The sequence below is a fragment of the Arthrobacter sp. TJ-270 genome (genome assembly GCF_058269075.1).
Map to the genome: position 1 here is coordinate 1 of NZ_JBZCNB010000002.1, position 25,743 is coordinate 25,743.

Below are 25,743 nucleotides of genomic sequence, written 5' to 3' on the forward strand. Positions count from 1 at the left end.
CCGTCACCGACCGGGATCCGCACTTCCGGGAACCACAGATCGCATTGCGCCTGATCGCCCGGTTCATAGCTGATCCGGTCGGCGGGATCCGCCGGGGCGTACTCCGGGCGGATCCTGGCCACGTTCTCACGGAACCATGCCGGGGACCCGGACCAGCCCACACGCTCCGCCAGCACCGTCGCTGGCATCCGCGGGTTTTCCTTCAGCAGAGCCCGAACGGCCGGCTCTACCGCCTTGATCCCGGAGGCCTGCGGTGCACGAACATAGGTCGGTGGACCATCGGCGCTCACCGCCTTCGCAACGGTGTTACGGGAGATACCCAGCCTCGCCGCTATCGACCTCATCGATTCACCCTCGGCAAGATGCAACCGCCGAATAAGCGCCCAATCCTCCACTGTGATCACCCACCCAATCGTTTGGAACAGGTGGCTCAGTTTTCAACCGTCACAATGGCTCACTTTTCGACCGTCACCGACAGTTTAGCGAGTTCAGGGATTACGAACACGGCGTCGTCGTGCTCCTAGACGAACCTGCCCTCACCCTTCATGGTCGTGCGCAAGCCGACTTCCTCAATTACATTGATGAACGTCTTGCAGCTTCAACTCAGGTCATCTTCACGACCCATTCTCCCTTCATGGTCAATCCAACCAAGCTCGACAGGGTCAGAATAATTGAGGATAGGGGCGCCAAGCTCGGATCTGTGGCCACTCAGGAAGCCATGGCAGTTGGGGCTGACTCCCTCTTCCCTCTCCAAGCTGCGCTCGGTTATGACATCGCTCAAAGTCTCTTCATAGGCCCAAACAACCTCGTCGTAGAGGGCACATCCGACTACACCTACCTCTGGCTCCTAAGCGAGCGGCTGACCGCTTTGAGTCGGGAGGGCCTGAATGAAGCCTGGCGCGTTCTACCAGCGGGAGGAGCAGCCAACATACCTTCGTTTGTAGCGCTCATGGGACAAGGGCTCGACGTCACTACATTGATCGATGGGGGCCCGTCAGCGCAGACGAAGCTACACAATCTGGCGGATCGAGGTCTCCTAAATCGAAAGCGAATCTTCGTCACGGATCAGTTCACCGACGGCATCTCACCATCCGACATCGAGGACCTATTCGATCCGAAGGACTACTTCCATCTCTACAACTTGGCTTTCGGTACGAAGCTCACTAAAACGTCGGTGCCTGGCAAGGATAGAATCATCGCCCGCATCACTCGCGCTGTTGGCTCGCCTTTTGCGGATCACGGCGCGCCAGCCGATTACCTGTTGCGACATAGGCAGGTCCAGCTACCGAAACTAAGTGCCGTCACCTTAGATCGCTTCGAGAACCTCTTCAAGGCCATCAACAAGACCCTCGCTTAACCCGGCTCAGCGAAGTTAGTTGCGGACGGCCGTTCTGATGACCTAAAACGATCCTTAGCGGTACGTTGCCGCTAGATCGTTCGGACCATTCGTACTGACCTCACGTCGTCTTCGATTCTCGTTGTACCGTCGGTGACAAACCCATGCTTTCGGTAAAAGGCTTGTGCGCGTGGGTTAGGGTCTACGACCCAGAGCGCAGCGGGTGCGGTGCCGTTGATGACTGCATTCAGGAGTGCTGCACCTACCCCTGAACCATGGAATGCCGCGTATGCGTAGAGGAGGTACAGTTGCCGCGGCTCGTAGGCGCCGTCTAGAGAGGGACCCGACATTGCAATGCCTATCAATGAGCCTTCATGGGAGGCCACGGCAGCAGTGTTCTGGCTGTATTTTGGATCGGTCAGCGCGGCGGCCCAGAATCTTTCGCGCCAACTCAGTAGGGCGGGATCGTCCAGCACAGAATCCGTCATCAATCCTCGGTAGGTCTCACGCCAGACGTCCACGTGAACTCTCGCCATGCCCGGCGCGTCTCCGGGTTCAGCTCGACGCACGTCAAAGTTGATCGCCATTGGTCAATGGTATTGCGCCACGGTTGTGACTGACCGGAAACGATGGTTCGCGAGACAGGGTGAACCCTGCTCGGACACGCCGGCGATTGCTGTTTCGGTTTTCGTGCCCGTTTGCTCGGTCTCAGCACCCCCGTTTTACGACTGCAGCACGGGTTGACGTATTGGGCCGTTATCGGCATTCCCGTAGCCCTCGGCCCCGCACTAAGTGCAGTGAAGGTAGCCGTCCCTCTTTCGGCTCATACGCGCACCCGCCCGGCAGGGCTTCGGGTGCAGGGAGCTTCGGCACCGCCCGGGCCAACGCCAGCGCCGCCGGTGATCCGGGTTTGAGCGGCACGCTCTCCGTCGACCCGTTATTGCGCTGGAACTAGGCTGTGCACGGCCACCGCTAGCTCGAGGTGAGACTCCCAATGTTGGTGACGTGGTGGGTGTGTGCAGGCGGTCAGGCCAAGGAGCAGCCAGCTCTCACCGCTGAAAGCCCCGCGCCGGGGGTTTCGCACCTGAGCACCTTGGTGCCTGTCGGCAGAGTCAAGTGGTCGGTGCAACGTTGGGGGTTAGGCTGCCTGTTGCAGCATCTGGTTGAGTCGTTGGGCCGGGGTTTGAAGGTCCAGGGTTGGACGGGGCCGGCGGTTGAGTTTGTCCTGGATGGTTTTGAGGTCCTCCGCGGTGTAGCCGGAGAGATCGGTGGATTTGGCGAACCAGTGCCGCAGGAGCCGGTTAGTGTTCTCGTTCGTGCCACGCTGCCAGGGCGAGTGCGGGTCGCAGAAATACACCGGTGCCTGCAGCTCGAGCTGGATCCGGTCGTAGCCGGCCATCTCGGTTCCCCGGTCCCAGGTCACCGAGCGGCGCAGGTGGGCGGGAAGCTCGCCCATCGCGGTGATCATCGCTTCAGCGACGGCTTCGGCGGTATGGCGTTCGGGCAGGTGCAGCAGGATCGTGAAGCGGGTGGACCGTTCGACCAGGGTCCCGATCGCTGACTTACCGCCGGCACCGATGATCAGGTCTCCTTCCCAGTGCCCGGGCACGGCCCGGTCTTCGGCTTCAGCGGGCCGCGACGCGATCTTCAACGCGTCCTGGAACGGTTTAGCCCGCCCGCCGGCATGCTGGCTCTCCCGGGACACCCGTTTAGCCCGGGAGAGGCTCAAGTACCGGTAGAGGTCCTTGCGCAGCTCACCGCGGGACTGAACATACAGGCACTGGTAGATCGTCTCGTGGCTGATCTGCATGCTCTTATCATCGGCGTAATCCTTAGCCAGCACGAGGGAGATCAGCTTCGGGCTCCACCCATCCTCCAACGCGTCCTCGATGAAGCGCAGCAGTTCGTGATTCAGCGCGGTGAGTTTGAACGGCTTGGGACGGTGCGCCCGCTGATGGGCCCGTACGTGAGCCAGATCAGCCTGATACGAGCCGTCCGGATTCGTATTGCGTTTAACCTCTCGCCAGATCACCGTGCGGTCCCGGCCCAGCTCACGGCCGATCTCGGCGTGGCTTTTCCCGTCCCGTAACCGGACCATGATCGTGGCCCGCTCGACCAGCGATAGCCGTCCGCTCCCTGACGTTCCAACCGATGCCGGCGGATCAGTCAGCCCGCCCGGAATACCCAACATCAATGTCATGCCGCCAGTTTTACGCCACTGATATGCAGCCCCATTGCGGGACACACCCGCCACCCGGGCAGCCTCACTGAACGAGACCCCAGAGCACAACACCGCGTAGAACTCATCCCACCGCTCCGGCAGGAACCACGTCTTCTTCACAACAACACCACTTTCACTGAGGCGTTGCACTGACCGTATGACTCTCCAGTCCCGATGTGCCGACCAGTTGCACGAAACTCTAATGCGTAGAGCAAAGTTCAACTGCGACTTCGCGCCCTTGGAGAACCTTCAACCACGTTCTTGGCTCGCCAGTAGGGAGGAAAGGTGTCGGTATACAGCACATGTAACCTGCGAACGGACAACAAGAAGTAGAGAACGACTAATGAGCTCAGGCCGACTGTGATTGCCGTTCGCCATATGCCCACTGCTTGATCTGCGCCGGTGCTTGCAGCGATTATTGAAAGCCATATCGCGTCAATTCCTGCGAGGAGACCCGCAGAAAGGAGTGTCAGGGCTCCTTCATCCATCAGTCGCGACGCGAGTTGTTTCATGTTGCTGGATGGCCTGGAAGCGATGGTGACTCGAAGCGAGAAAACGATCGAAAACGCGGAAAGGAATACGCCAGCGAGTAGCCCGAGTGCACCGCTCAGTTCGCTCACACTTTGCATTTCCCAGCCGGCGAGCACCGATATGCCAAAAGCAACCGGGGCTGTAAGAATGACCAGCGCGCGCGTCAGAATGGCAGGCTTGCCAGTCCCCGCATGGCGGAGAAACCGGAATTGGTCAGCCAAGAGGGAACCAACGTTAATTCGAGCAAGCGCCATGCTTCAACCTACGCTTCATCGTCCGATATGGGTAGATACCAGTCCGCTTCCATGTCCATGCTGTAGTTGCTGAAGAGCAGTCGCGCTGCGTCGTCAACTCGCTCTAAGAACTCGTCGTTAGAGAGCTTCCGATCACCAAGGTCGTAGATGAACCCTTCGCGGTGATCAAGGGGTTGAAGGGTCTTTCGTTGCTTGGGCGACCGCACCTTAACTTTTGCATCGTCGAAGTCAACATCGGCCAGATCCTCCCAAAGGATCGCGGCCAGTGCAGTCGCTTCTGCAGCAGGGTCCAAGGATTCGGCCGTCTCGCTGTCTTCTCGATGAGTTTCAAAATCTCCCTCGACTGCAACCGAAGTTGATCCTTCTGGTGCGCCTTTTCCCCTGAAGAAGTTCCATTGCTTCACGCGACTGAAGATAGTACGTTCGTCTGACGTTTTGTGGCCGATCTGGAACGTCATCACGACACCATCTGCGGTCCTAGGGGTGGAAGCGTCTGACGGGATGAAGGTCTTTGTCAGCTCGACCTCTTCGACCGTCCCGTGATCTAGCAGTTCTTGCACGGCAGGTTCGTCGGCGACCGGTCCCTTCGCTCGGATTTTGTACTCGTGGCCATTCGCCGCCTGGTGAAGACGGCGCGGCAGCTCTCGGCCGGCATGGGAACGGCTGACCACCTCTACAGCAAGAAATCCAGTGTGGCCCTCGGCAGGAGCGAGAATGACGGCCCTGTAGGGCCGCGTGGTTGCCAGCCGCTTCAAATCTGCGTCAGGCTCCTTATCTTCTGGATCAACGGCTTTGTCGTGGTCTCCCACTATCCCGTACTGGATTTCGAGCAGTAGAGCTGACTTTAGTTTCTGGACTGCCTCGAAACGGACGACCGACTGGCGCTTCCTACTCTTATCCAGCGTTGCCGGGCCCTCCTCGTCAACCACGTCGTCGGAACTGACGATTACTGCCATGCCAGTTGCTTCATCGACGGTGACGTCTGATCCCGCTGACCCGCTGACGGCAGCGGCTCCGTCCCGCTCAAGAGCTACCCGTCGTCGCTCGATAGCATCCTGAACATCTCGATGTACCTTTTTGAGGTAGTTCACCTTGCCGAACTCAAAGGCCGACTGCCCTTGCCCTCGATATAACTCAATTTTCAGAAGTTTGAACCCATACGAGGTCAAAACACGCCCCCAACGATACGACTAATCAATGTTGAAGAGATCGTACAGGGCGAGTACGCGCTGTTCTCTCGAACAAACGCCGAACGGTACCGATGGGCAGAGACGCCGACTGACGCAGCTCGTTCTTGCTCTGCTCTGGAACAACTGCATGAGGTGCGCTGTCGACCCGGCGCTCCTGTTCCTTGGCCTGAAGTAAGGGGTCGTTATCGGCGTTCCAGTGCGCGTGCAAGCGACGGACCCGCCATTCGCTTAGGGGTAATTTCTTCGTTGCTTATGGTGCAGATAGGTTTAGAACACTCGTTCTAAGGCATCGAGAAGGAATGTCGTTCCTCTCAGCGCGTCGGGAGCGCTCTCTGGGTCAGAAGTAAGACATGATGTCCTAGAGATGACCCAGACGAAGGATGAAATGAACAACGCATACGACCTCCTCGCCCAAGCCCGCGCCCGTTATACCCAGCGGCAATTAGGCGAGTTGCTGACCGTATCTGCCCGCACCGTGGCACGTTGGGAGCGCAAGGAAACCGCCTTGCCGACCATGCTCGCGCCGGCTCTGCGGGAGCTGCTTGGCCTCAAGACAGAGGTCCAGAACGAAGAGTTCACGTTCATTGACCTGTTCGCCGGTATCGGTGGGATCCGGATGGGTTACGCGGCGCACGGCGGCCGTTGCGTTTTTACAAGCGAGTGGAACAAGTACGCCGAGAAAACCTATCTCACAAACTTCCCGGATGAGCTGGACGAGGGGCACACGTTCATCGGTGATATCCAGCAGTACGAAGCGTCGCTTGTTCCCGATCATGATGTTCTGCTGGGTGGGTTCCCGTGCCAGCCGTTCTCTATTGCGGGGGTCAGCAAAAAGAATGCGTTGGGGCGCGCTCACGGTTTCGAGGACGCCACACAGGGGACTCTCTTTTTCGATGTCGCGAGGATCATCGACGAGAAGCGCCCGGCTGCGTTCATGCTGGAGAACGTCAAGAATCTTCGGTCTCATGACAAGGGACGCACCTTCGCCGTCATCATGGAGACGTTGAGGGACGAGCTCGGCTATGAAGTGCATACAAAGGTCATCGACGGAATCAGCTTCACCCCTCAGCACCGCGAACGGATCATCATCGTCGGCTTCCGGGAACCCACCGACTTCACCTGGGATGATCTGGAGCTTCCCCCGGTGCGGCCGAAGCTTGAATCTATTCTTCATCGGACTGACGGAACCGAGCCCGTGCTTGAGTGGGACGGGGACCGCTACTTTGATCACGAGAACAATGATGTGCAGTCGAAGTTCACGCTGACCCCCAAGCTGTGGGCGTATCTGCAGGCATACGCGGCCAAGCACAAGGCTGCAGGCAACGGGTTCGGGTTTGGTCTGGTTCATCCCAGCGGAACCTCGCGGACGCTGTCGGCCCGGTATTACAAGGATGGTTCAGAGATCCTTGTTGCACAGGGTGCCGGCCGCCCCCGCCGTCTGACCCCGCGTGAATGTGCGCGCCTGATGGGATTCGATGACAGCTTCAGGATCCCGGTAAGCGATACACAGGCCTATCGCCAGTTCGGCAACAGCGTGGTGGCGCCGGTCATGCAGGAAGTCGCCCGGATTGTCGTTCCCCACCTGGCGGGAATCAAAGCCAAACAAACCCTTGAGGCCTCGCAGTACACCGAGCTGAACGAGGCCGGTCCGGCAGACGTGGATGTACCTGAATTCGATCGCAGCCTTGTGGGTGCCCTGACTGCCTGACATGGCTGACACAGTTGATCCGGCAACCCGCAGCCGGATGATGGCGGGGATCCGGGGAAAGAACACTAAAGGGGAAATAGTGATCCGCCGGGCGCTGCATCACCGCGGCCTGCGGTATCGACTGAACCTGAAGAGCCTCCCCGGAACTCCGGATATTGTGCTGGCGCGCCACCGCGCGGTGGTGTTCTTCAACGGGTGTTTCTGGCATCAGCACGACTGCCCGCTGTTTCGATGGCCAAAAACACGGGAAGAGTTCTGGCGGGACAAACTCCGGAAGAACCGGGAACGGGACCAGCTCGTGCACGAGCAGCTCACGGATCAAGGCTGGCGTGTAGGAATCGTCTGGGAATGCAGCCTGAAATCCAAAAACGCTGACATTCCTGCTTTGGCTGATGACCTGGCGCAATGGATCAGGAGCAGTGATGCCCGAAGGGAATGGCGCAACTGAACCCGCGTGGGTGTAGGACCTACAGAACGATCTTCTGGAAGGACCGGTACAGACTCGAAGCGTTGGTCAGCGACGATCGGAACTGATACCGCGTATGCGGCTTCCAGACGCTGTTCTCCAGCTGGGTGTTCAAACCAGGGTCCAGCACAACCGCACCGCTGGAAACAGCCGCCAGGAAACGCAGGAACGAAGTTCCCTCACCCACATGTACCCGAGTTCCAAATGAGTACTGGTTCGGATCCGACCCGGAAGCTATGCAGGGAACGAACACCGCCTTCGCGTGTTTGGTCTGCCAGTGAGTCAACAGCTTGGCAAACGACCAGCGCCCCAGATCCTCTTCTTTCCGCGGGTCACGGAGGTACAGGTACCCGTCATCAACAATCTTTTCCTGCACTGGATCAAAACCGAACAGTCCGAACTCCAGGCCGGTCCTTTCGTGAAGAACCCCCGCCTTATGAATGCCTGAGAGGTCATAACGGTCCCCAGAGGAACTGAGATTCCCATATGTCTGGGTGAGCCAGGTAGTACCGGCGGTCTTGGCCTCGCCACTATCAGGATTCGGTGTCAGGAGAGTGATCCGGGAGCTCAGATGCGCATCCAGATGCTTCACCCGATGCGCTTTGACCTCCCAATCGAGATAGTCAGGAGCTGCGCGGCCATTGGCGGTGATACCCAGTTCGCTTTCGAGGGTGACACCATGACAGTTGGGACCCCTGCACACATCACGGGACCCATCTGGTCTGAGCCTGTACGACTCGATCCGGTTCTTGGCATGAATCAGCCGCAGCTGATCAAAGAGAACGTCCCGCGAGTTTGCATCATCAGCACGCAGACTGATCTCCGCCAGTTTCCCTCGACGTTGATTGAACTGCTGGAGATACGAAGCGGCTGGAGAATGCTGGGATACCACCGCCGCCAGAACTCTCCGGTCCCGCCCCGGTCCAAAGATCAGGCAGCGTCCTTCTTCCTGCCCCCTCGACTCTGGTGTCTCACTGTAAGCCAGTAACTCGGATGGACCGCCGGGGGAGCTGTCAAGAAACCCCGACAGCCGGATCTCGGGGTACTGCGGATAGTAGATCAGCTTCGTTTCGGGCGCCGGAGACAGACCATCTTCCGTGAGCCAGACCCAAGGCAGCGAGGACCGATAGATAGGTGCTCCCGCCTTCGGCTTCCCGGAAGACGGCTTATGGCTCGAGACCGGGCCCGGGAAAAGATGACTCAGCGCGGTCATGTCGCTTCCCAGGCCCGCAATCTGGTTCTTGCTGTTGTGATTTCGGGTCAGAAATTTCACCTGGACCTGGCTGACTCCTTGATTCCGGAATCGCTGCTCAAGATTGTCCCACGTCACGCGGTCATGCCACAGATTCCCCATCTGCTCATTAAACCTTCAACCGGAATGCAGCCCGGACTCATACCGCTATTTCTCTCTCCGGTTCTCTCGACGTGCCCTTTTGGAATCTTTCGTCATGCACTGTGATTTGATCTCTCAGCTACGGTGACCCGCTCTCGCGCGGTGCCGGAGCGTTTGTTGCCTAACAGCCCCGGAGCACTCTCGCTGCGCTGACGATGCGGGTCTAGCAGATTGCGGAGTGGGCATGTCGCTTGACCAGACTACATTTCAAATATATAGTCGTTATATGTCCGGCATAAAGCGAGTATATGATGCCCAATGAATCCAGAAATGAGCGGTTTCGCCGTCTCGCGGAAACGCGGGGTGGGCGTCTGATTCGCGAGATAAGCCTTCTCGGGAATCTGGCCAACCGAAAAAATTACGACTACACACCCGAGGAAGTGGATGCGCTTTTTCGGCCGATCGAGGCAGAGCTGAGGGAAGTGCGCGCACTTTTCGATCCCGCAGCCCCCTCCACACGAAAGGTGACATTCGAATGACGACATCGAACTTCGGGTTCTACTTTGAAAGCGCTGGTCTTGGTGCCGCTCAAGGCGCCATATCACCAGCGGAGCAATTCTTTGAGGGTTCCCTTGCCGAGGTCTCTCTGGTACGAGAAACAGCGCAAAATTCGATTGATGCGCGCGCCGGTGAAGCACCAGTGACTATGGTTTTCGAACTGGCCGAGATGGCCACAGCTGATGTACCAGGCATCGCGGGCCTCCGCGCCCACATTGCACAGGTCGAGCTTCAGACAGAGGGATCACAGGGCCACGCAGCAATGTCGAAGGCACACGCCACAGCTGGCATGGACTCGATTCCCGTACTGCGCATCAGCGACTATGGCACCAAAGGGTTGACGGGCTCTGAATCGAGGAACGAGCTGAACTCACCCCTCAGCGCGTTGACCCGAGGGGCCGGTATCTCTGCCGACGATGGAACTCGTGGCGGTTCTTTCGGTATCGGATCAGCAGTAGGTCCTATGGCCTCGGACATGAGTACGGTGCTCTACACCTCAATGCCCTTGGCCCGCCCAGAGGTTGTCCTTGCTGGGTATAGCTCGCTCGCCACACATCGCGACTCCAGTGGCACCTGGCGGGTCGGTGATGGGTTCCTTACGGACCTTGACCTCACAGATGACTTCCGTTATCCCCGTGACCCCGCACCTCTCGGTCCCTTCGCCCAGCGCACTGAACCCGGTACCGACACCTACATCCTCGGTTACAGGAAGGCGGCGTTGGACCCCAGTCTGGGGCACATCAAAACTGCCTTCCTCAGAAACTTCCTGCTCGCAATTCACCGCGGCACTCTCGTCGTCGAAGGCGTCACGAATAGCAGTTCGTGGCGGCTGGACTCGACAACTCTCGCCGACCATGTGAAGGAAGACGCCGAAGCCACAGCGTTCTACCGGGCGATCAATGACCCGAATCCCATCACCAAGACCAGCGCGAGACTCGGGAAGCTCAGCCTCTACATCGACGTCGATGACAGTCTTCAGAAGACGCTTCATACGATCACAATGCGCGCCCCCTTGATGAAGATCGACACCTTCCGGCATACATCCATTCCGATGAAGTACGCGGCTGTGCTCAAGTGTTCCGACGAAAAGGGCAATCATGTGCTGCGTGCGCTCGAACCGCCGCAGCACAACACCTGGGATCCCGCGAGGGCGGATAACGGCAGGGCCGTCGTGACTGAACTGAAGAGATTTGTTCTGGAAGGACTCAAGAGCCGCGTCAAGCAACAGATCGGTGATCAGGTCGAGATCAAGGGCCTGGCGAAGTACCTTCCTGTTGAACTACCAGACAGTCCGGCTGGCCAGACAGGCGCAGGGAAGCCATTTGCAGGACCAGGAACATCAACAGAAGCCTCCACAGTCCAGGGCGCTGAAGAAGCACCAGTGCCAGCACCTCCTGCTACCCGAAAGACCGTGCGGGTATCCGTAAGGACGCCCGCAACGAACACCGGGGAACAGCCAACAGGCAAGGGCAAGGACAGCGGCGGATCGGGAAAGAGGAAGGGCAAGGGCGGAAACATCCCCGGAGAAGGTCAGCCAGGTGAAGGAACCAGCCGTATCAGTTCAGGAGATGTCCGCTTCCGTAGCTGGTCAGATGCCTCCGCGGGGGATCTCTACCTCGCGCTAACCCCGTCCGAAGACATCGCAGGTGATCTTGAACTAGTTGCTCTCGGTGCCGGCGGCCGGGCCGAGGACGACTACAAATTGCCTATCGCAGAAAGCGCGATCACCACGAACGGAAAGACAACGCCCCTTACTCATGAAGGGAACGTTCTTTCCGGTCTCAATCTCACCGCACATGTGACATCACAGGTGCGGATCACTCTCACATCAGGCCACCGCTACCGACTGGGGATCAAATGAGCAAGGCAACTATCCGGGGTTCCTACCCCCATCCCGTTCTGGATTCATCGGACGATGTGGCATCGACGATCGAAATCTTGCATCCAACCTACAGTTCCACCGTGGATGACGTTGAGATCCAATTTCAGGTCCGGATGACCGATCCCCAGATACTGCAACTGCTGGAGGAAGGCAGCGCCCGATACAGCGTCAAATGGAGCTGCAGTGCCACCATCGCAAGTGGAGATCTCAACCCACAAGTTGCAGGGATCTACGCCGACAGCACCGGGTACGTCGGGTGGATAGACCAACTTGATATACGCAACAAGGTGAGGATTGAGGTGAAGATTGTCGCCGCCCGAGCCATTGATGGTTACCGTCTGGAGCGGCAACATCCGGATTACGGTGGTGCCAGTTTCAACCTCCTTCCCGGGGATCTTCTCGCCGACGGAGGCGACTTCGAGATTGAGCCCGGCAAGCTTTACGACCCCCTTCGACCTCCTGTCGGATCCTGCTTCAGATTCATCTCAGACAACACGATGAAGAAGGGCCTGCAACTTCGATTCGACTATGACGACCAGGTCCTCGTGATCTTTCCTGATCGTGTGCTTGCAGCATTCGGTTTGCTGAAGGAACGCCCCGAACTGCAGATCGGATTGGTGGTCCTGCCCGCTCTGATGGAGACCATCAGCTTCATCAAGAGGAATCGGGAAGCTGACCCGACAGGGCAGAACGAAGAGTTGTCCGGCAAGCAGTGGTACGACGCAATTACCCGACTCGTGGAGGAAACGTCGTCGTTTGACGCGTCTGCCTTTGAATCAGCGCAGAAAATCCTTGGTCAGCCACTGGATCTGGCGCTCACGACCAACCTGACCGAAACAGAAGCGGAGGACTTCGATGCCCAGTAAAACGGCGAATGCACTGACATTTGAAGCGCTGGTATCACTCACACGTGCCCTTGAAGCTGCAGACTCCCCGGCGGATTTCCTAGCCGCAGCGGACAACATCACCGGGCGGACTGAAAACATCTTGCCTCTGCCTTTCGAAACAGGCGAACCCGAGGCGCTCGCCCCCGGCGCCAAGCGTCAGATGAGCCGCGACAGTGGCAATGCGCCGCTGGTGTACGAGTTCTTGGGTGCGCTTGACCGATCCAACGCATCTGACCGCAGGCTGTGGACCTATCTTGCCTTCGTGACCTACCGGGACTACATGGAAAAGAGGTGGCCGCTTGCAGAGGCCAAAAACTGGAAAGGACGAGTTCGGGACCGCTGGCTGCTACTCAATGTCAGCCGAGGGACACTCATCCGTCACGGGATAGCCCGACTGTGGTGGGTAAGTTCACTGACCTACGATCCTCAGTGCGAATTCAGCCTCTCGAAGACATCGGGCGACCGTTACGCCTATACGAAAGAGGTATTCCGCAACGAGGATCGCCTGAATGCCCTGTTCGACAGGGAAGCTGGAACGATCCCAGGTCTGGTTCGGGCAGTACTCGAGCATGCGGCGCAGGGAGACGCTTACAGCAAGGACAAGTACCTTGGGGCAATCATGATGGAGGCAAGGCTGGTGTATGGATACAGAGACCTCAGCGTGCTTGCTGAGGGGGAGCTCCAGGAACTCGTCACGCAAGCCGTACCCATCAGTGTTTCAGTCTGATTTTGGCAGGGAGCCACCGCCCCGCATGCCTGCACTGATCCCGCGGAGGTGAGGGATCAGTGCAGGCCCCGGTCTAAACCCCGAACCCGATCTCGTACCGGAATAGCAGGTGAATCCGGAACAATAGGCTGCACCTTACTGTTGCGGTGCCTCACGCTTAGTTATGGGTAGCGCCGGTCGTGGCCGCCATGACTGAGGGCATGATGACCAGTGCGTTCTTGCCATGGGATGGTAGTCATAGCTGGTGCCTTTCGCCTAATGCAACCCATCTCCCTCCGAACAGGTGTTGCGTTGGAGTGCACCCATGCGCAACCTGGTGAAGTCAGTCCGTTCAGCGTTGCGTCAGGGTCGCATTCCGGCTTCCGCGACAGACGTGTGCGTGGCTCCAGACATTTCGCAGCGGATGCAGCGGGAAGCGCCGTCAATCTTGCTATAAGTGCCAGTAGTAGGTGAATCCGGGGTTTTGCTTCCTTCTTCGAGTGGCAGTGAAGTCGTGGTCATAGGAGTGGGTAATTTCGGGTTCTTGCCAACGTCGGCTCGCTTCTGGTGATTGGGCTGAGCCCAGGTGCGAAGACGCTCGAGCACGGGACGCGTGGCGTCGTCAACGATGGCTTCCATTGTCGTGAGGAGCTGGTCGAAGCGTTCGGCTATCACTCTAGGCATTGGATGAATGACAGACATGCCTAGAACTCGCAGCACTTCGCCGGCCTCGTTTGAGAGGGCGACAGGTAGGGGCATGACCAAATCGGATTGGGAGTGCGCGATGGTGGTGTTTCGGTAGTTCCGGATCATCTCGTGGGTTGCCGCAATTCGGCGGGTACGCCCGGAAACTCTGACATCTGATCGAGGCGGACGCGGACGTTGGAGTGGATGAAGGGTCGGACGTATGCGATGACCGCGTGAGAGGTGAGCGGTTCCCACAGATTGGAAGCCTCGCCAGCGTCGAAGGCGCTCGTGGGTGACGCCGGAGGACAACGCGAACAATGCCTAATAAGCCGCCTTGCACGGTCAACCCGGCGGAGCCTCGGGGCAGACACGCAGGGGTGAACTCCTGCCCTAATACCAAACCATGGAAGGTTTCACGACTAGGCTACATATCTAAGTTGAGAAGTACGATTGACGGATATGGGGTTTGATCAGAATGGTGGGCGCATACGATGCAGATCCGGTATTCCACGCGAACCCTGAGCACTTAGACTACTTATTGCAAAAGATTTACAATGGAGCTCTTACCATCCCGGACTTTCAACGGGACTTCACTTGGGAGCCGAAGCGAACTGCAACCTTGCTGAGGTCGATGATGTCGCGGTTCCCGGCCGGTACGTTTTTGTTCTGGGCTGTGGGGCTGGAAAATGAGAAGTTCGGCTGGCGCGCTGTTGAGGGCGCACCGTCGCGCACGACGAAGCCGAAAGAACTTATCCTTGACGGCCAGCAGAGGCTGACTTCCCTGTACCGCGCCCTTAACGGTGTGGGAGAGGAGCGCTTCTTTCTGTCTGTCCGAAGCTTTGTTGAACTGCCTTCGGACTCCAATGTGAATGGTCGGCTTTTGGATTCACAAGACATCGAATTTGAAGACGCCCTGATTTGGCATCCAGTCGAGTCGAAGGAAGCTAAGGCGTTGACATCGCTTGAATCGCGCATTGAACAGCACATCTTTGCGGTAGACGAGCACCGAAACTTCGATGAATGGTTGGACGAATACGCCGCTTATCACGCTACAGTCATGGACGAGAAGGCAACCAAGAGACTCATGCGTCAGTTCCGCGAGCGTTATTTGGCGCCATTTCGCTCTTATGGTTTCCCGGTCGTCACGTTGCCCAGTGATACAAGAATTGAGGCGGTGGCGACAGTCTTCGAAACCTTGAACAGCACTGGGAAGCCGCTCGGGCCCTTCGAGTTGCTTACGGCTAGGTTTTACCCAGACGATGTGTATTTGCGCGACCTCTGGGACCAAGCGATCACGGACCATGAAATACTCGACGATTTTTCCGTCGACGCGTACAGTGTGCTCCAGGCAGTGACTCTGAGGGCTCGTAATTCAGCGCAGCGGAGTGACGTCTTGCGGAAACTCACCGCCGCGGACGTCCAGACACACTGGGAAGGCGTCTCACGGGGGTTTGCGCGGGCACTCGAGTTGCTACAAGCTGAATGTGGAGTGGTAGTACCTAAGTTGTTGCCCTATTCAATGATCCTCGTTCCCATGGCGGCAGTGTGGGAAGGCATTGCAAACACTAAGGGACCCGAGCAGGCGAATGTGATCAATCGTCTCAAGCAATTCTTTTGGTGCACTGTCTTTTCGACGAACTATGACCAAGGTGCAAACAGCCAAGCCGGCGCGGATTACGCCAAACTCAAATACTGGCTGTTCGATCCCTCAAAGGATGCCCCTGAGGCGGTCTCCAATTTTGCTCTTGCCGAGTCGACCTTGCGTAGCGCGACGACGAGGCGGAAGGCGCTCAACGCCGGTGTTCTTGCCCTGACGGTCACGGCCGGCGCGCGAGACTTCCACACGGGACTCAAGTTAACGGCGGAGAAGGTCAAAGCAGAGAAAATCGATTCTCATCACGTCTTCCCCAAAGCGTTCCTCAATGGCAGGAGCGATAAAGAGGGGCTCCCGTTGAACTCTGAGCTTGTGCTCAACCGAGCATTGATTGATCCGGTTACAAACCGGGCGATAGGCGCGAAGGCGCCAAGTGTGTACTTCAAGACCTTACGCGAAACTCAGGGCGAAAAGGAACTGGTCGAAATTATGCGATCTCACCTTATAGATGCCAACGATGAAGATGACCCTATACGGCGTGACGAGTATTTAGACTTCATTGCGCGGAGACTTGAAGACGTCATACTCGCTATTGAGACGGTTACCGGCAAAGCCGTTACTCGGATAGTTGACGAGTACTAGTTTCCAAGGCTTACTTCAATCATGTCCATCGCCGGGGCTAGAGACATGAAGGCATTAGGCGTGAGAGGAAAGCAGTGCGGGAGTACCTTTCTTCAAATTTTCCTACGAAATCCTCGGCCCATTCGCTATATTTCAGTGCTTTCTTGTCCGCGAAGAGCTGCCTGTGCACGCGTAGCTGTACTTGCAGTCTCACCAGAAGGCGTTGATCTCAAGTGATCGGCGCGTCCGCTCGGCGTCCTGGTTCTCGCCGTGTTCGTGCGCCGTCAGTTACGCCTGCAGCGCGCTTCCGACTCCGCCCTGCTGGGCTTCCGCCCGTTCGCCGTGTACAACTTCCGGGTCTCCGTTGCCCTGCTGATGATCGCCTTCGCGACCATGGATCGGTCACCGTCACCGTCCTCCCCATCTACCTGCAGAACGACCTCGGCGCGAGCGTCCTGACCACCGGCCTGCTGCTCCTGCCGGGCGGCCTGCTCCAAGGCGTCGCCTCGCCGTTGGTGGGCCGCATGTAGAACGCCGTTGGCCCCCGCCCATTGGTGATCCCCGGTGCGCTGCTGGTCGCCGGTGGCCAATGGTGGCTCTCCACGCTGACCGCTGACACTTCGCTAGTTACCATCGGAGCCATGTACGGAATGTTCTCCGTCGGCCTGCTTTGGAAGCGTGCGGAGCGAAACTCGCGCTTGAATACTCGAGATTGAAGGCGCAATCTGCCGATGGTGACAGCATGTGGAGATTGCTGATCACCGCATCGAATGAAGTCGGGCAAATTATTGCCTCGGAAACGGCAACGTGGCAGTCCGAATTCGAAGCTGCACTTGAAGACGTTCGTCACCATGTTCCTGTCCCACATGGCGACAATACCCACCGGAAAGTGGGTGCAACAGACTTCAGTAGCGCCCGTATGCAGGAGACCGATCGTGGGGTCAGTTGAATCTGGATGAGGTGGCGATCACTCAGGATGCGCTCTCAGACCCCGAGCGTGCTTCTCCTCTGCTGCGACCCGAGTAGTCAACCGCCTGGGCTTCGATAGCCCAGAAATAAGGCCCGCATGAGGTACTTCATCCCAGTGTTGTTTGTTTCTCCCTTCGCCGCGGCTCCATCAGAACGGTGAAGTCGTCGTTCTCGGATCACGAGCGGTGGACCGTGCGGTAGAGCTCTTTCGCCATCGGTATTCGCAGTGCATGCCCCGAGTTCTGCAAGGCCGCCTTCACGCCGACCGGCGCCTTCGAGGGGGTGTATGTTCACCCGCGTGGTAGTTGTTCCTCGACCTGCCAGGTGGCCTGTAGGCTGCCGGTCGGCTCACTACCATGGACACTCCAGCCAAGGTGTGGTGGCCGCGTTGAACAGGACGTCATCGACATTCAGGAGCATCTGGTTCGCCGGGACGATAATCAAGGGCCGGCTCCTCCAAGTCGAACGCCGTGCCAGCAAGGAAGGTAGTGCACCCGGCGGGTTCCCGAACAGCATTTAGGGGCTATACGAATTCCGCGCTTCGTACGACCAGCGCGCTTACGCTCCGTAGGTTGAGAGAAACGTTGAAGAATCAAGTTGCCGTATGTACGTTTGATGGACATACTTCTCCTAGCGGGATGACGATCCCGCTGCTGGAGCGATCACAATGGGTGGTCGCTTCATGCGGCACTGGGGGGGCACACGCGACGGCGCAACACTAATGGGATTGTTCCTGGCACCTCCGCACACCGCTGCTAGAACTGACATTCCCAAAGGAGAAGACCATGTCCAGCATGGCACCCCCACCTCAGGCCCAGCCTGGGGAAGCAAAGAATCCCAAAGCATCGCGTCCGTGGTTCAAGAAGAAGCGTTGGTGGCTCGTCGGTGCCATCGTGTTCTTCTTCATGATCGGACAACTAGGAGGCGACAACGAAGCCTCCACCACAGCCGCATCGGATACGTCGGCCGTGGAAGAGACTGCGTCAGCAGACGACACGGCGGCTGCGGAAGCTTCGGCCAAGGCTGAGGAAGAAGCAGCGGCTGCGGAAGCGTCTGCAGAGGCTAAGGCGGAGGAAGAGGCTGCGGCTGCGGAAGCGTCCGCAGAGGCTAAGGCGGCGGAAGAGGCGGCGGCTGCAAAGGCGGCGGAAGAGGCAAAGGCTGCGGAAGAGGCCAAAGCCGCAGAAGAAGCTGAGGCTAAAAAGGCGGCGGAAGAGGCCGCAGCGAAAGCTGCTGCACTTGAGGTAGTGCAGGTTCAGGCCGCACAGCTTCTCGCCGACTTCGACGGCAACGAAGCCGCGGCTGACGCAAAATACAGCGGGAAGATCCTAGAGGTCACCGGTCTCGTCGATGAGGTCGACACCGAGATGTTCAGTGATGATACGTACGTCGTGCGGATGAGTGACGGTAGCGAGTTCAGTTTCCTGACAGTTAACTGCTACGGCCTTGCGGCGGCAGACGCAGCGGCCGTTCCGGCTGGAGCAGTTGTGACGATGCGGGGCACATTCAGTGACGGTGGCGACCTGGGCGTCGAAATCAACGAGTGCTCTGTTCTCTAACCAAACACCGGTCCAAGCCGGTGTCCTAACGCACTGACTGCACCGTCTGCATTCTGAAGCTGCCTGTTGGCTTCATGGGAGCCCCCGAGTAGGGGGCTCCCTGCTGGTTTAAGACCCAAAATCGCTTGTCGGTCTTAAAAGGGCATTGCCGGAACGTTCGACACCCTCGGTGTGCCGGGGCTGATCTTTCCCGGAAGGTCGAACAGGAATACGGCATCACTACCGGAGAACTAGCCCTGTGACGGCGGGCAGGCATCGGGCGCAGCACTACCAAATCGCCGTACGCGTCATCCGCTACGGAACCGACGACGTGGGCGTATGGTTCACCAATCTGAACCATACGCACCTTCACAATTCCCTGTGTACGAACGAACACACCTGTGCCCGGCATAACAAATGTCTAGAGACGTCATGGAGAATGGTTGAACCATGGGAAACAGCAGCATCGAACAAACACAACAACAAGCACGCGCACCGCTCGACTCACGCATCGAGTCCGTCACGGCCTTGGTTAAAGCTCGGCAGCGTGTAACCGACCTCAAAGAGCAACTTGCCGAAACAGAACGCGAAGACAAGCGAGCTTATATACGCGCCACCAAAGACGGTTGGACACGCGACGAGTTGAAGAAACCCGGACTCAAAAACGGTGCAGCGGCCACTAGGCGAAAAGCTCAACAACACCGATTCGAAGAGGTGGCACAAGCCCGGGTTCAACTTCGATGAACGGCGAAAGTTGCTTTTTGCTAGGAGCGGGATTCTCGCGCGCAATTAGCGATGCGATGCCCACTCTCACGAATCTTCGAGAGCATGTCCTGCGGCAACTTAACATTGAAGAAAGCGTATTGCTGCCCTTTGGAAACGACCTCGAGCAATGGATGTCGTTCCTTTCCGTGGATCAGCCTTGGCTTTCCTATGCAGAGAACCTCAGGAATCGTGCCTTGTTTAGCGATGCCAGCCACGCCGTCACTGACTGCATCACTGCGGCCGAAGACAGCGCGTTGCAGGATCCTCTGCCGCTGTGGCTCGAGCGTCTTATCGGCACATGGTTCGATTCTGAGGCCACGCTAGTCACCTTCAACTACGACACGTTGGTCGAACGCGCGGCTACACAGCAAAGGAGATTGTCGGACTGGGGGGATATCTATCGGATACCCCTAAATAGACGACCGACGATTAATCACGGCCTAGTCTCCGGGTCAGGTCGGTACTCAGAAACGGCTCCGGATCTCTTCAAGTTGCATGGGTCGACCAACTGGGCATTCTCCGGTTTGGACTCTCCTCCAACCGACCCTGTAAATATCGTCAAGACTTATGGTGGATGGCGGCGGGAAGGACATCGCGACCGCCCAAGGCGAGGCGAGGACGCGGCACGTCATGCTGACCTTCAACCACTGATCATCCCGCCTACGGGCACTAAAGGGACCTTCTATTCAAATCGCGCGCTTCAGGCGCAGTGGAGGGACGCTTTCAATCTCCTGAAGTCTGCCGTAGAGCTAACCATCATAGGGTATTCATTCCCACCCAGCGACCTAGGAGCACGGCATTTCGTTGCAAACGCGTTGCCAGCCGATATCCCTGTGACCATCGTTGACTACAGCCAGAGCACCATCGAGCGAATCACGGAATTTCTAGGCACATCTCATCCCTTTGAGCTCTATGTCGGACCAGATGCAGTGGCGACATACGTTGACGAACGTTGCGGAGACCTCGTGGCGTGGGGAACGCGAAATGATGAAGGTTTGATGGTGCCATACCTCCGTATCAACCAAAAGTCGAATGATCAGGCGGAGCAACACTGGAAGGGTCTCACCTTCACAACTCAGGAAGAGGCCGCCGCAGCAGCTGATGTGATGGTTGAGAGATTTTACCCAGGACTCACCGCACGAGGAGTGCAAATCTGGGTTGGGGATGACGTGACTCGCGCACAACTGGCCGTTGCATAGCTTTGCGCAAGGTCAAGCCAGCTTAGGGCTTTGGCGGGGCAGTTTCGATCTGGCGCGCCTCGTACTGGAACCGCTGGCTCGAAGAAGTCGTCCACTGCATTGAGCGTATTCGGTCTGGCCATCAGTTTCTGCTGGTGCTAGCCAAACTTGTAATGGTTATCCGTCGGCCGGTCACCTGCCCTCGGGGCAGTCCAATTGACGTCCTGGTTGTACCCCTCGAACCTTGTTGATCAGAGCCTGGCGTCGTCGGTAGGCGCGGACGGCATCGCCACTCCGGATCTGAAGGGCCACTACCGCAGAATTCACGTCTGAGGTGCTCACCCGACTGGCCTACTCGCCGCCGGCATCCCCACCGCCGGCGTCGAAGGACGCGGGAAAGTCCGCCTCAAGGCAGGGAGTCGCAGCCCCCATGCAGGTATCACCTGAGCCACCGGCGAGCAAAGCCGCCGGGTCGTTGTAGAGTGCCCTCTCGCCGTCGTCCGCTGAAAAGAAGGCGGCCACCGCACCGGGTGCGATCGCCGCCGCCGCAACCGCGCGGGGGATCCGTGAGGCAGCGGGATCCGTAGAGGGGTCAGGCACCAACTCGACCTGGATCGGTACGTTCGCGTCGCCGTCGTTCGCTGCCATGGTGTCCTCCGTATCGGTCGTACTCCGATGCTCCCCTATGGGGCGTAGCTGTCAATAGCCCCAGCCGGCTCAAAAGCAAGCAGGGCCTAGTACCCAGGTACCGTTCGCCCGAAAACAACGGCACTTGCGTCCGACGATCCCCGCACACGGAATTCCTAATCTCGAAGAGGAACTTCATCAAGGAGTTCCACTCCCTGAAAGGAAAATCTGATGAGCACCACCCACTGGATCCGCGCAGGTTTGTTCGCCCTGCCCGTCTACGGACTCCTCACCGCCTGGTCCTCGCTGAAGCCCCAACCGGACCAGGAAACCGATCCCGAAGCGTGGGCCCAATTCGTCAGCGAGCCGTCCTACCTGGTCAGCCATGTGTTGGGCAGCACCGGCGGAACCATCCTGGCGATCTTCGGCGTCTTCGCGCTGGGTGCCTACCTTGCCTCCGGGAAGGCTGGCGGACTGGCGCTGCCCGCAATGGTTATCACGGTTTTGGGTCATGCACTGCTGATGGTGCCTGCGAGTCTCTCGACGTTTACAACGCCTGCTGTTGGGCGCGCGTACCTGGACGGAGTGCCAGGTGTCATGGATTTGCAGTTTCCCGACGCCATGATGTTCACGTATCTGCTCGGACTTCTACTCGCCTTCGTAGGCAGTGTGCTGCTGGGAGTGGCCGTGTGGAAATCAGACACGCTTCCCGCCTGGGCCGGCGGGCTCTGGATAGTCGGCACAGTCACCTTCTACGTCCTCGGAGCCGTGGGCATGGTGATCACCGGAGCCAGCCTCTCCACCCAGGTCCTCGGTGCACTGGTGATAGCGACCGCAGGTGCCTGGATTGCCTACGGGGCCACGCGCCCGCAAACCGGTTCGGCGGGTACCCGCAAGGCGCAATCAAGCGCACAGTAACGAATCACCAAAGAGAAAGACGATCCAATGATCGAGGTCACCAACCTCACCAAACGGTTCGGCACCAACACCGCCGTTGATGACATTTCATTCACTGTGCAGCCCGGCAAGGTCACCGGCTTCCTCGGTCCCAACGGAGCAGGAAAAACGACGACGATGCGCGCCATCGCAGGACTCGACCTGCCAACCGCGGGAACCACCGCCGTCAACGGCAACCGGATGAACCAGCACGCATCGCCCATGCATGAGCTCGGAGTGCTGCTCGACGCGAACAACATCCACCCGGGGCGGACAGCCCAGGCGCATCTGGAGGCGCTTGCGGCCACCCACGGCATCGGCCGCACGCGAGTGCTTGAAGTCCTCGATGCCACGGGACTGGCTGACGTCGCCGGCCGCAGGGCGGGCACCTTCTCCCTCGGCATGCGGCAGCGATTGGGGATCGCCGCAGCATTGCTGGGGGACCCGGCGTCGTTCATCCTGGACGAACCCATCAACGGGCTCGATCCGGATGGCGTGGTGTGGGTGCGGCTGCTGCTGCGCAGGCTCGCTGACGAGGGCCGGACGGTCTTCCTGTCATCACACCTAATGAGCGAAATGGCACAGACCGCGGACCACCTGATTGTGATCGGCCGCGGCCGGATCATTCGGGATTCCTCCATGGCGGAGGTCCTCGATGCGGGCACCGATCAGAGCCGGGTGCTGGTCAGGGCCACCGACCCCGGTCGGTTGGCCGAGGCACTGGCTGCGCCGGGCGTGACCGTCACCCGCACCGACGCCGGCGGCCTGGAAGTCACCGGGCTCGAGGCGGTCGCCGTCTCCGGCGTCGCTGCGGCTCAGGGCATCCTGCTGCACGAACTCACCACCCACACAGCCTCACTCGAAGAGGCCTACATGTCCCTGACCCGCAGCGCCGTCGAGTACCAGACCCCGCTGGACAGCAAGGAGAGCAGCACACCATGACAACCACAATCACTCCACTCCGGCGGAGCCCGACCCTGGGGCACCTCCTGCGCTCGGAGTGGATCAAGCTCCGCTCGTTGCGCTCCACCTATTGGGCGGCAGGACTGACGGTGCTATCGATCTTCCTGCTCTCCTCCGGACTCATCCTGGCGCTCGCCGTGGTTCCCGCGGAGGTGAACCCGGATCCCCGCGGCGTGATCCTCGACCAGGCGGGCGAGAACCCCAGCCTTACGTCCCTCGCGTTCGGCTACGCGTTCGCCCAGTACGTGGTGGCCGTGCTCGGGGTGCTGGTCATCAGCGCCGAGCGCGGACCGGGCCTGCTCAACATGACGCTGGCCGCGGTACCGGAACGTACCCCGGTGTATGCCGCGAAGCTGCTGGTCAGTGCCGTTGCCGGCTTTGGCCTGGGTCTGGTTTCGTCGCTAATCTCGTTCTTCAGTGTGCAACCGTTCCTGGCCCGGTTTGGTCTTGGCGCCGACATCCTGGACGTCCAGACCATCCAGGTGATCCTCGGCGGCTCCGTGTACCTGGGGCTGATCGCGGTGCTGTCCACTGCACTCGGATCGCTGTTCAAGAGCACCGCCTCCGGTGGCGGCGTAATGCTGGGGCTTCTCCTCTTCGCGCCCGGACTGGTGTCCCTGATCCCCGGAATTGGAGGGTTTATCGCCCAGATTTTGCCCTCCGCCGCCGGTAAGATGGTGTACCAGCCTGTCGATAGCATCGGCTGGCCCACTGTCCTCATCGGTCTGCTCATCCTGTTGGGCTGGGCAGTCATCTCGGCCGTCGTCGCCGGAGTGCTGTTCAAAAGAAGAGACGTCACATGACACAGGCGGGTGTTTCCCCGGTCGGCAGGGCCCAACCCTTGCCGGCCGGGGAAACCCTGCACTCCGGGGCAGTACCCCGGGCACGCCGCCTGCTCGAATCCAAACCCTGGCTGCTGGACAGTATTGTCGCCCTGGCCTACACGGTGCCGCTGGTACTCAGCCGAGCCATAGGGCTGGCTACCGGTGTGCCGGGCATCAGCGCCTGGCACATCTTCGTCGCTCTGTTGACCGGAGGCGCGCTGCTGTTCAGGCGACATTATCCGCTGACGGTGCTTGCCGTCGTCGTCGTTTTGACCACCGTGCTGACCTGGTCTCTCGATGCTGGTGTGGACATCCTCGCCGTGCCGATCGCGCTGTACGCGGTGGCCGTCTACCGTTCACCCCGGCAGGCGTGGCTCGCTACGGCGGCAGCGTTCGCCGTCGGATTCGCGGGCTTGCAGCTGTGGATTCCAGAGCTGCACGCAGTGGTAGCCCAGGTCGGCGAGAACTACGACGAGTGGAATCTGCTACTGATCTTCGCGCTGTGCATGGCCGCCGCGGTGATGTTCGGTTCATACTCCTATGCCCGCGCAGAGCGTGTTCGAGCTCTTGTGGAGCGCGCCGAGCAGCTCGCACGCGAGCGGGACAGCCAGGCGCAGCTTGCCACGCTTGCCGAACGTTCCCGCATCGCCCGGGAAATGCACGACATCGTTGCGCACAGCCTCTCCGTCATGGTCGCGCTGGCGGACGGCGCCTCGGCCACCGCCGAACGGGACCCCGCGCGTACCAAGGCAGCCCTCGAGCAATTGGGTGAAATCGGCCGGTCGGCAATTGGCGATATGCGGCGTCTGCTGTCCGTCCTCGGCGAGTCACAGGAGGCAATCGGCCAACTGGAACCCGCCCCCGGAACCCGCGAGCTTTCCTTGCTCATCGAGCGGTTCCGCGCCGCCGGCCTGCCCATCCGCTACTCGGTGACCGGCGTCGCTCCCTCCGACCCCGCACGTGAGTTGACCATCTACCGGATAGTCCAGGAAGCCCTGACCAACGTGCTGCGCTACTCGAACGAGCCGAAGACCGTCTCCGTCTCGATCGCCTATCTGGCCACGGAAACGACTGTCACAGTGCACGATGACGGCCGCCACCGCACATCGCCCGCCCCCTCCGTGGGAACCGGGCGGGGAATTATTGGGATGGGGGAGCGGGCCGCTTTGCATGGCGGTCATGTCTCGGCCGGGCCGCTTCCCGACGGCGGCTGGCGGGTTCATGCGGTACTGCCAGTCCTGACGGGAGAGTCATGAACACCGACGCCGACATCCGCGTACTGCTGATCGATGACCAGCCGCTCATCCGCATGGGCTTCCGCATGGTTCTGGACAGTGAGCCAGGAATCACCGTGGTGGGCGAGGCCGACGACGGCGCAGCGGGAGCCGCGCTCGCGGTAGAGCTGCAGCCCGACGTCGTCATCATGGACGTCCGTATGCCGGGGATGGACGGGATCGAAGCGACCTCGCTGATTGTGCGGAAGTGCACCGCCACGCGGGTGATCATCCTGACCACCTTCGATCTGGACGAATACGCCTTCGCCGGTCTGCGGGCGGGAGCCAGCGGATTCCTCCTCAAGAACGCCCGCCCCGCGGAGCTGACCCAGGCGATTCGTACAGTGGCGGCGGGAGACGCGGTCGTGGCTCCGCGGATCACCCGACGCATGCTGGAACTCTTCGGGAACCGGCTGCCGGATGGTGTTCCCGAGGCCGCGCCGCGAAGGGATGCACGGCTCTCTGTGCTCACCGAACGGGAGCTGGAGATCTTCGCAGCCATGGGCAGGGGCCTGAACAACGCCGAGATATCCCGCGCATTCTTCCTGTCCGAGTCCACCGTGAAGACACACGTGGGGCACATCCTGATGAAACTGAACCTCCGCGACCGGGTGCACGCGGTGGTGCTCGGCTATGAGACCGGTGTGGTGTCGGCCGGAGATACGCTGGCGCGGGCCGCGGACCGGGCGTAGTTCCCG

General features: G+C 59.3%; 22 protein-coding genes and 1 pseudogene. 15 read left to right on the forward strand and 8 right to left on the reverse strand.

The window, feature by feature from the left end; translation table 11 throughout:
- A pseudogene (locus tag AC4D2M_RS04705) lies at nt 1–395 on the reverse strand (IS21-like element ISMyma9 family transposase); the annotation flags it as partial.
- 119 nt (nt 396–514) lie between these two features.
- Between AC4D2M_RS04705 and AC4D2M_RS04710 the strand changes: the two are divergent.
- Nucleotides 515–1,357 carry an ATP-dependent nuclease gene (locus AC4D2M_RS04710; protein ID WP_490890446.1) on the forward strand — a complete coding sequence of 281 codons (843 nt, stop codon included), beginning with the start codon at nt 515–517 and terminating at the stop codon, nt 1,355–1,357.
- Between the two features lie 71 nt (nt 1,358–1,428).
- On the opposite strand, the gene AC4D2M_RS04715 is transcribed toward AC4D2M_RS04710, so the two are convergent.
- The 4 genes from AC4D2M_RS04715 to AC4D2M_RS04730 all read right to left on the reverse strand — a co-directional run bounded on the left by AC4D2M_RS04715 (nt 1,429) and on the right by AC4D2M_RS04730 (nt 5,433).
- Entirely contained in the window at nt 1,429–1,923 is a 495-nt protein-coding gene (locus AC4D2M_RS04715; protein ID WP_490890450.1) for a GNAT family N-acetyltransferase, read from the reverse strand.
- Between the two features lie 551 nt (nt 1,924–2,474).
- A complete protein-coding gene (locus AC4D2M_RS04720) occupies nt 2,475–3,677 on the reverse strand; it encodes an IS30 family transposase (RefSeq protein ID WP_490890452.1) in 1,203 nt (400 codons plus the stop codon).
- 98 nt (nt 3,678–3,775) lie between these two features.
- Complete coding sequence (locus tag AC4D2M_RS04725; protein WP_490890455.1) at nt 3,776–4,342, reverse strand: hypothetical protein; 567 nt, start codon at nt 4,340–4,342, stop codon at nt 3,776–3,778.
- 8 nt (nt 4,343–4,350) lie between these two features.
- Nucleotides 4,351–5,433, reverse strand: coding sequence for a hypothetical protein (locus AC4D2M_RS04730; RefSeq protein ID WP_490890458.1), 1,083 nt, complete (start codon nt 5,431–5,433; stop codon nt 4,351–4,353).
- Nucleotides 5,434–5,917: 484 nt separating this feature from the next.
- On the opposite strand from AC4D2M_RS04730, the gene dcm reads away from it, so the two are divergent.
- Together dcm and AC4D2M_RS04740 are read left to right on the forward strand one after the other, a co-directional pair.
- Nucleotides 5,918–7,240 carry a DNA (cytosine-5-)-methyltransferase gene (dcm, locus tag AC4D2M_RS04735; protein ID WP_490890461.1) on the forward strand — a complete coding sequence of 441 codons (1,323 nt, stop codon included), beginning with the start codon at nt 5,918–5,920 and terminating at the stop codon, nt 7,238–7,240.
- A 1-nt stretch (nt 7,241) separates the two neighbouring features.
- Entirely contained in the window at nt 7,242–7,688 is a 447-nt protein-coding gene (locus tag AC4D2M_RS04740; RefSeq protein WP_490890463.1) for a very short patch repair endonuclease, read from the forward strand.
- 19 nt (nt 7,689–7,707) lie between these two features.
- Here AC4D2M_RS04740 and AC4D2M_RS04745 read toward each other — a convergent pair whose 3' ends face one another.
- Nucleotides 7,708–8,979: an MvaI/BcnI family restriction endonuclease gene (locus AC4D2M_RS04745; protein ID WP_490890465.1), complete on the reverse strand. Its 1,272-nt coding sequence runs from the start codon at nt 8,977–8,979 to the stop codon at nt 7,708–7,710.
- 595 nt (nt 8,980–9,574) lie between these two features.
- Between AC4D2M_RS04745 and AC4D2M_RS04750 the strand changes: the two genes are divergently transcribed.
- The 4 genes from AC4D2M_RS04750 (at nt 9,575) to AC4D2M_RS04765 (ending at nt 15,995) form a co-directional block, all read left to right on the forward strand.
- The gene (locus AC4D2M_RS04750) at nt 9,575–11,458 is read left to right on the forward strand and encodes a hypothetical protein (RefSeq protein WP_490890466.1); all 1,884 of its coding nucleotides are present in this window, start codon (nt 9,575–9,577) and stop codon (nt 11,456–11,458) included.
- On the forward strand, nt 11,455–12,345 hold the full coding sequence (locus tag AC4D2M_RS04755) for a hypothetical protein (RefSeq protein WP_490890467.1): 891 nt from the start codon (nt 11,455–11,457) through the stop codon (nt 12,343–12,345). Before AC4D2M_RS04750 ends, AC4D2M_RS04755 begins: the two co-directional genes overlap by 4 nt.
- On the forward strand, nt 12,335–13,093 hold the full coding sequence (locus tag AC4D2M_RS04760) for a DUF6339 family protein (protein WP_490890468.1): 759 nt from the start codon (nt 12,335–12,337) through the stop codon (nt 13,091–13,093). Before AC4D2M_RS04755 ends, AC4D2M_RS04760 begins: the two co-directional genes overlap by 11 nt.
- Before the next feature lie 1,141 nt (nt 13,094–14,234).
- Nucleotides 14,235–15,995 carry a GmrSD restriction endonuclease domain-containing protein gene (locus tag AC4D2M_RS04765; RefSeq protein WP_490890469.1) on the forward strand — a complete coding sequence of 587 codons (1,761 nt, stop codon included), beginning with the start codon at nt 14,235–14,237 and terminating at the stop codon, nt 15,993–15,995.
- Nucleotides 15,996–16,258: 263 nt separating this feature from the next.
- Here the strand turns inward: AC4D2M_RS04765 and AC4D2M_RS04770 are convergent, their stop codons facing one another.
- A complete protein-coding gene (locus tag AC4D2M_RS04770; RefSeq protein ID WP_490890470.1) occupies nt 16,259–16,564 on the reverse strand; it encodes a hypothetical protein in 306 nt (101 codons plus the stop codon).
- A gap of 1,173 nt (nt 16,565–17,737) precedes the next feature.
- Here AC4D2M_RS04770 and AC4D2M_RS04775 point away from each other — a divergent pair.
- From AC4D2M_RS04775 to AC4D2M_RS04785, 3 genes are all read left to right on the forward strand, one after another.
- Nucleotides 17,738–18,499, forward strand: a complete 762-nt coding sequence (locus AC4D2M_RS04775) for an OB-fold protein (RefSeq protein ID WP_490890471.1) — start codon at nt 17,738–17,740, stop codon at nt 18,497–18,499.
- A gap of 429 nt (nt 18,500–18,928) precedes the next feature.
- Nucleotides 18,929–19,222, forward strand: coding sequence for a hypothetical protein (locus AC4D2M_RS04780; RefSeq protein ID WP_490890472.1), 294 nt, complete (start codon nt 18,929–18,931; stop codon nt 19,220–19,222).
- 56 nt (nt 19,223–19,278) lie between these two features.
- Nucleotides 19,279–20,442, forward strand: coding sequence for a hypothetical protein (locus AC4D2M_RS04785; protein WP_490890473.1), 1,164 nt, complete (start codon nt 19,279–19,281; stop codon nt 20,440–20,442).
- Nucleotides 20,443–20,772: 330 nt separating this feature from the next.
- Here AC4D2M_RS04785 and AC4D2M_RS04790 read toward each other — a convergent pair whose 3' ends face one another.
- The gene (locus AC4D2M_RS04790; protein WP_490890474.1) at nt 20,773–21,069 is read right to left on the reverse strand and encodes a hypothetical protein; all 297 of its coding nucleotides are present in this window, start codon (nt 21,067–21,069) and stop codon (nt 20,773–20,775) included.
- Between the two features lie 210 nt (nt 21,070–21,279).
- On the opposite strand from AC4D2M_RS04790, the gene AC4D2M_RS04795 reads away from it, so the two are divergent.
- Genes AC4D2M_RS04795 through AC4D2M_RS04815 form a run of 5 tightly spaced genes read left to right on the forward strand, consistent with a single transcriptional unit; the run spans nt 21,280 to nt 25,737 of the window.
- On the forward strand, nt 21,280–21,966 hold the full coding sequence (locus AC4D2M_RS04795; RefSeq protein WP_490890475.1) for a hypothetical protein: 687 nt from the start codon (nt 21,280–21,282) through the stop codon (nt 21,964–21,966).
- A 27-nt stretch (nt 21,967–21,993) separates the two neighbouring features.
- The gene (locus AC4D2M_RS04800; RefSeq protein ID WP_490890476.1) at nt 21,994–22,926 is read left to right on the forward strand and encodes an ABC transporter ATP-binding protein; all 933 of its coding nucleotides are present in this window, start codon (nt 21,994–21,996) and stop codon (nt 22,924–22,926) included.
- The gene (locus tag AC4D2M_RS04805) at nt 22,923–23,750 is read left to right on the forward strand and encodes a hypothetical protein (protein WP_490890477.1); all 828 of its coding nucleotides are present in this window, start codon (nt 22,923–22,925) and stop codon (nt 23,748–23,750) included. Before AC4D2M_RS04800 ends, AC4D2M_RS04805 begins: the two co-directional genes overlap by 4 nt.
- A complete protein-coding gene (locus tag AC4D2M_RS04810) occupies nt 23,747–25,027 on the forward strand; it encodes a sensor histidine kinase (RefSeq protein WP_490890478.1) in 1,281 nt (426 codons plus the stop codon). The genes AC4D2M_RS04805 and AC4D2M_RS04810 overlap by 4 nt, the downstream gene beginning before the upstream one ends.
- A complete protein-coding gene (locus AC4D2M_RS04815; protein ID WP_490890479.1) occupies nt 25,024–25,737 on the forward strand; it encodes a response regulator in 714 nt (237 codons plus the stop codon). Before AC4D2M_RS04810 ends, AC4D2M_RS04815 begins: the two co-directional genes overlap by 4 nt.
- The last annotated feature ends 6 nt before the right edge of the window (nt 25,738–25,743 follow it).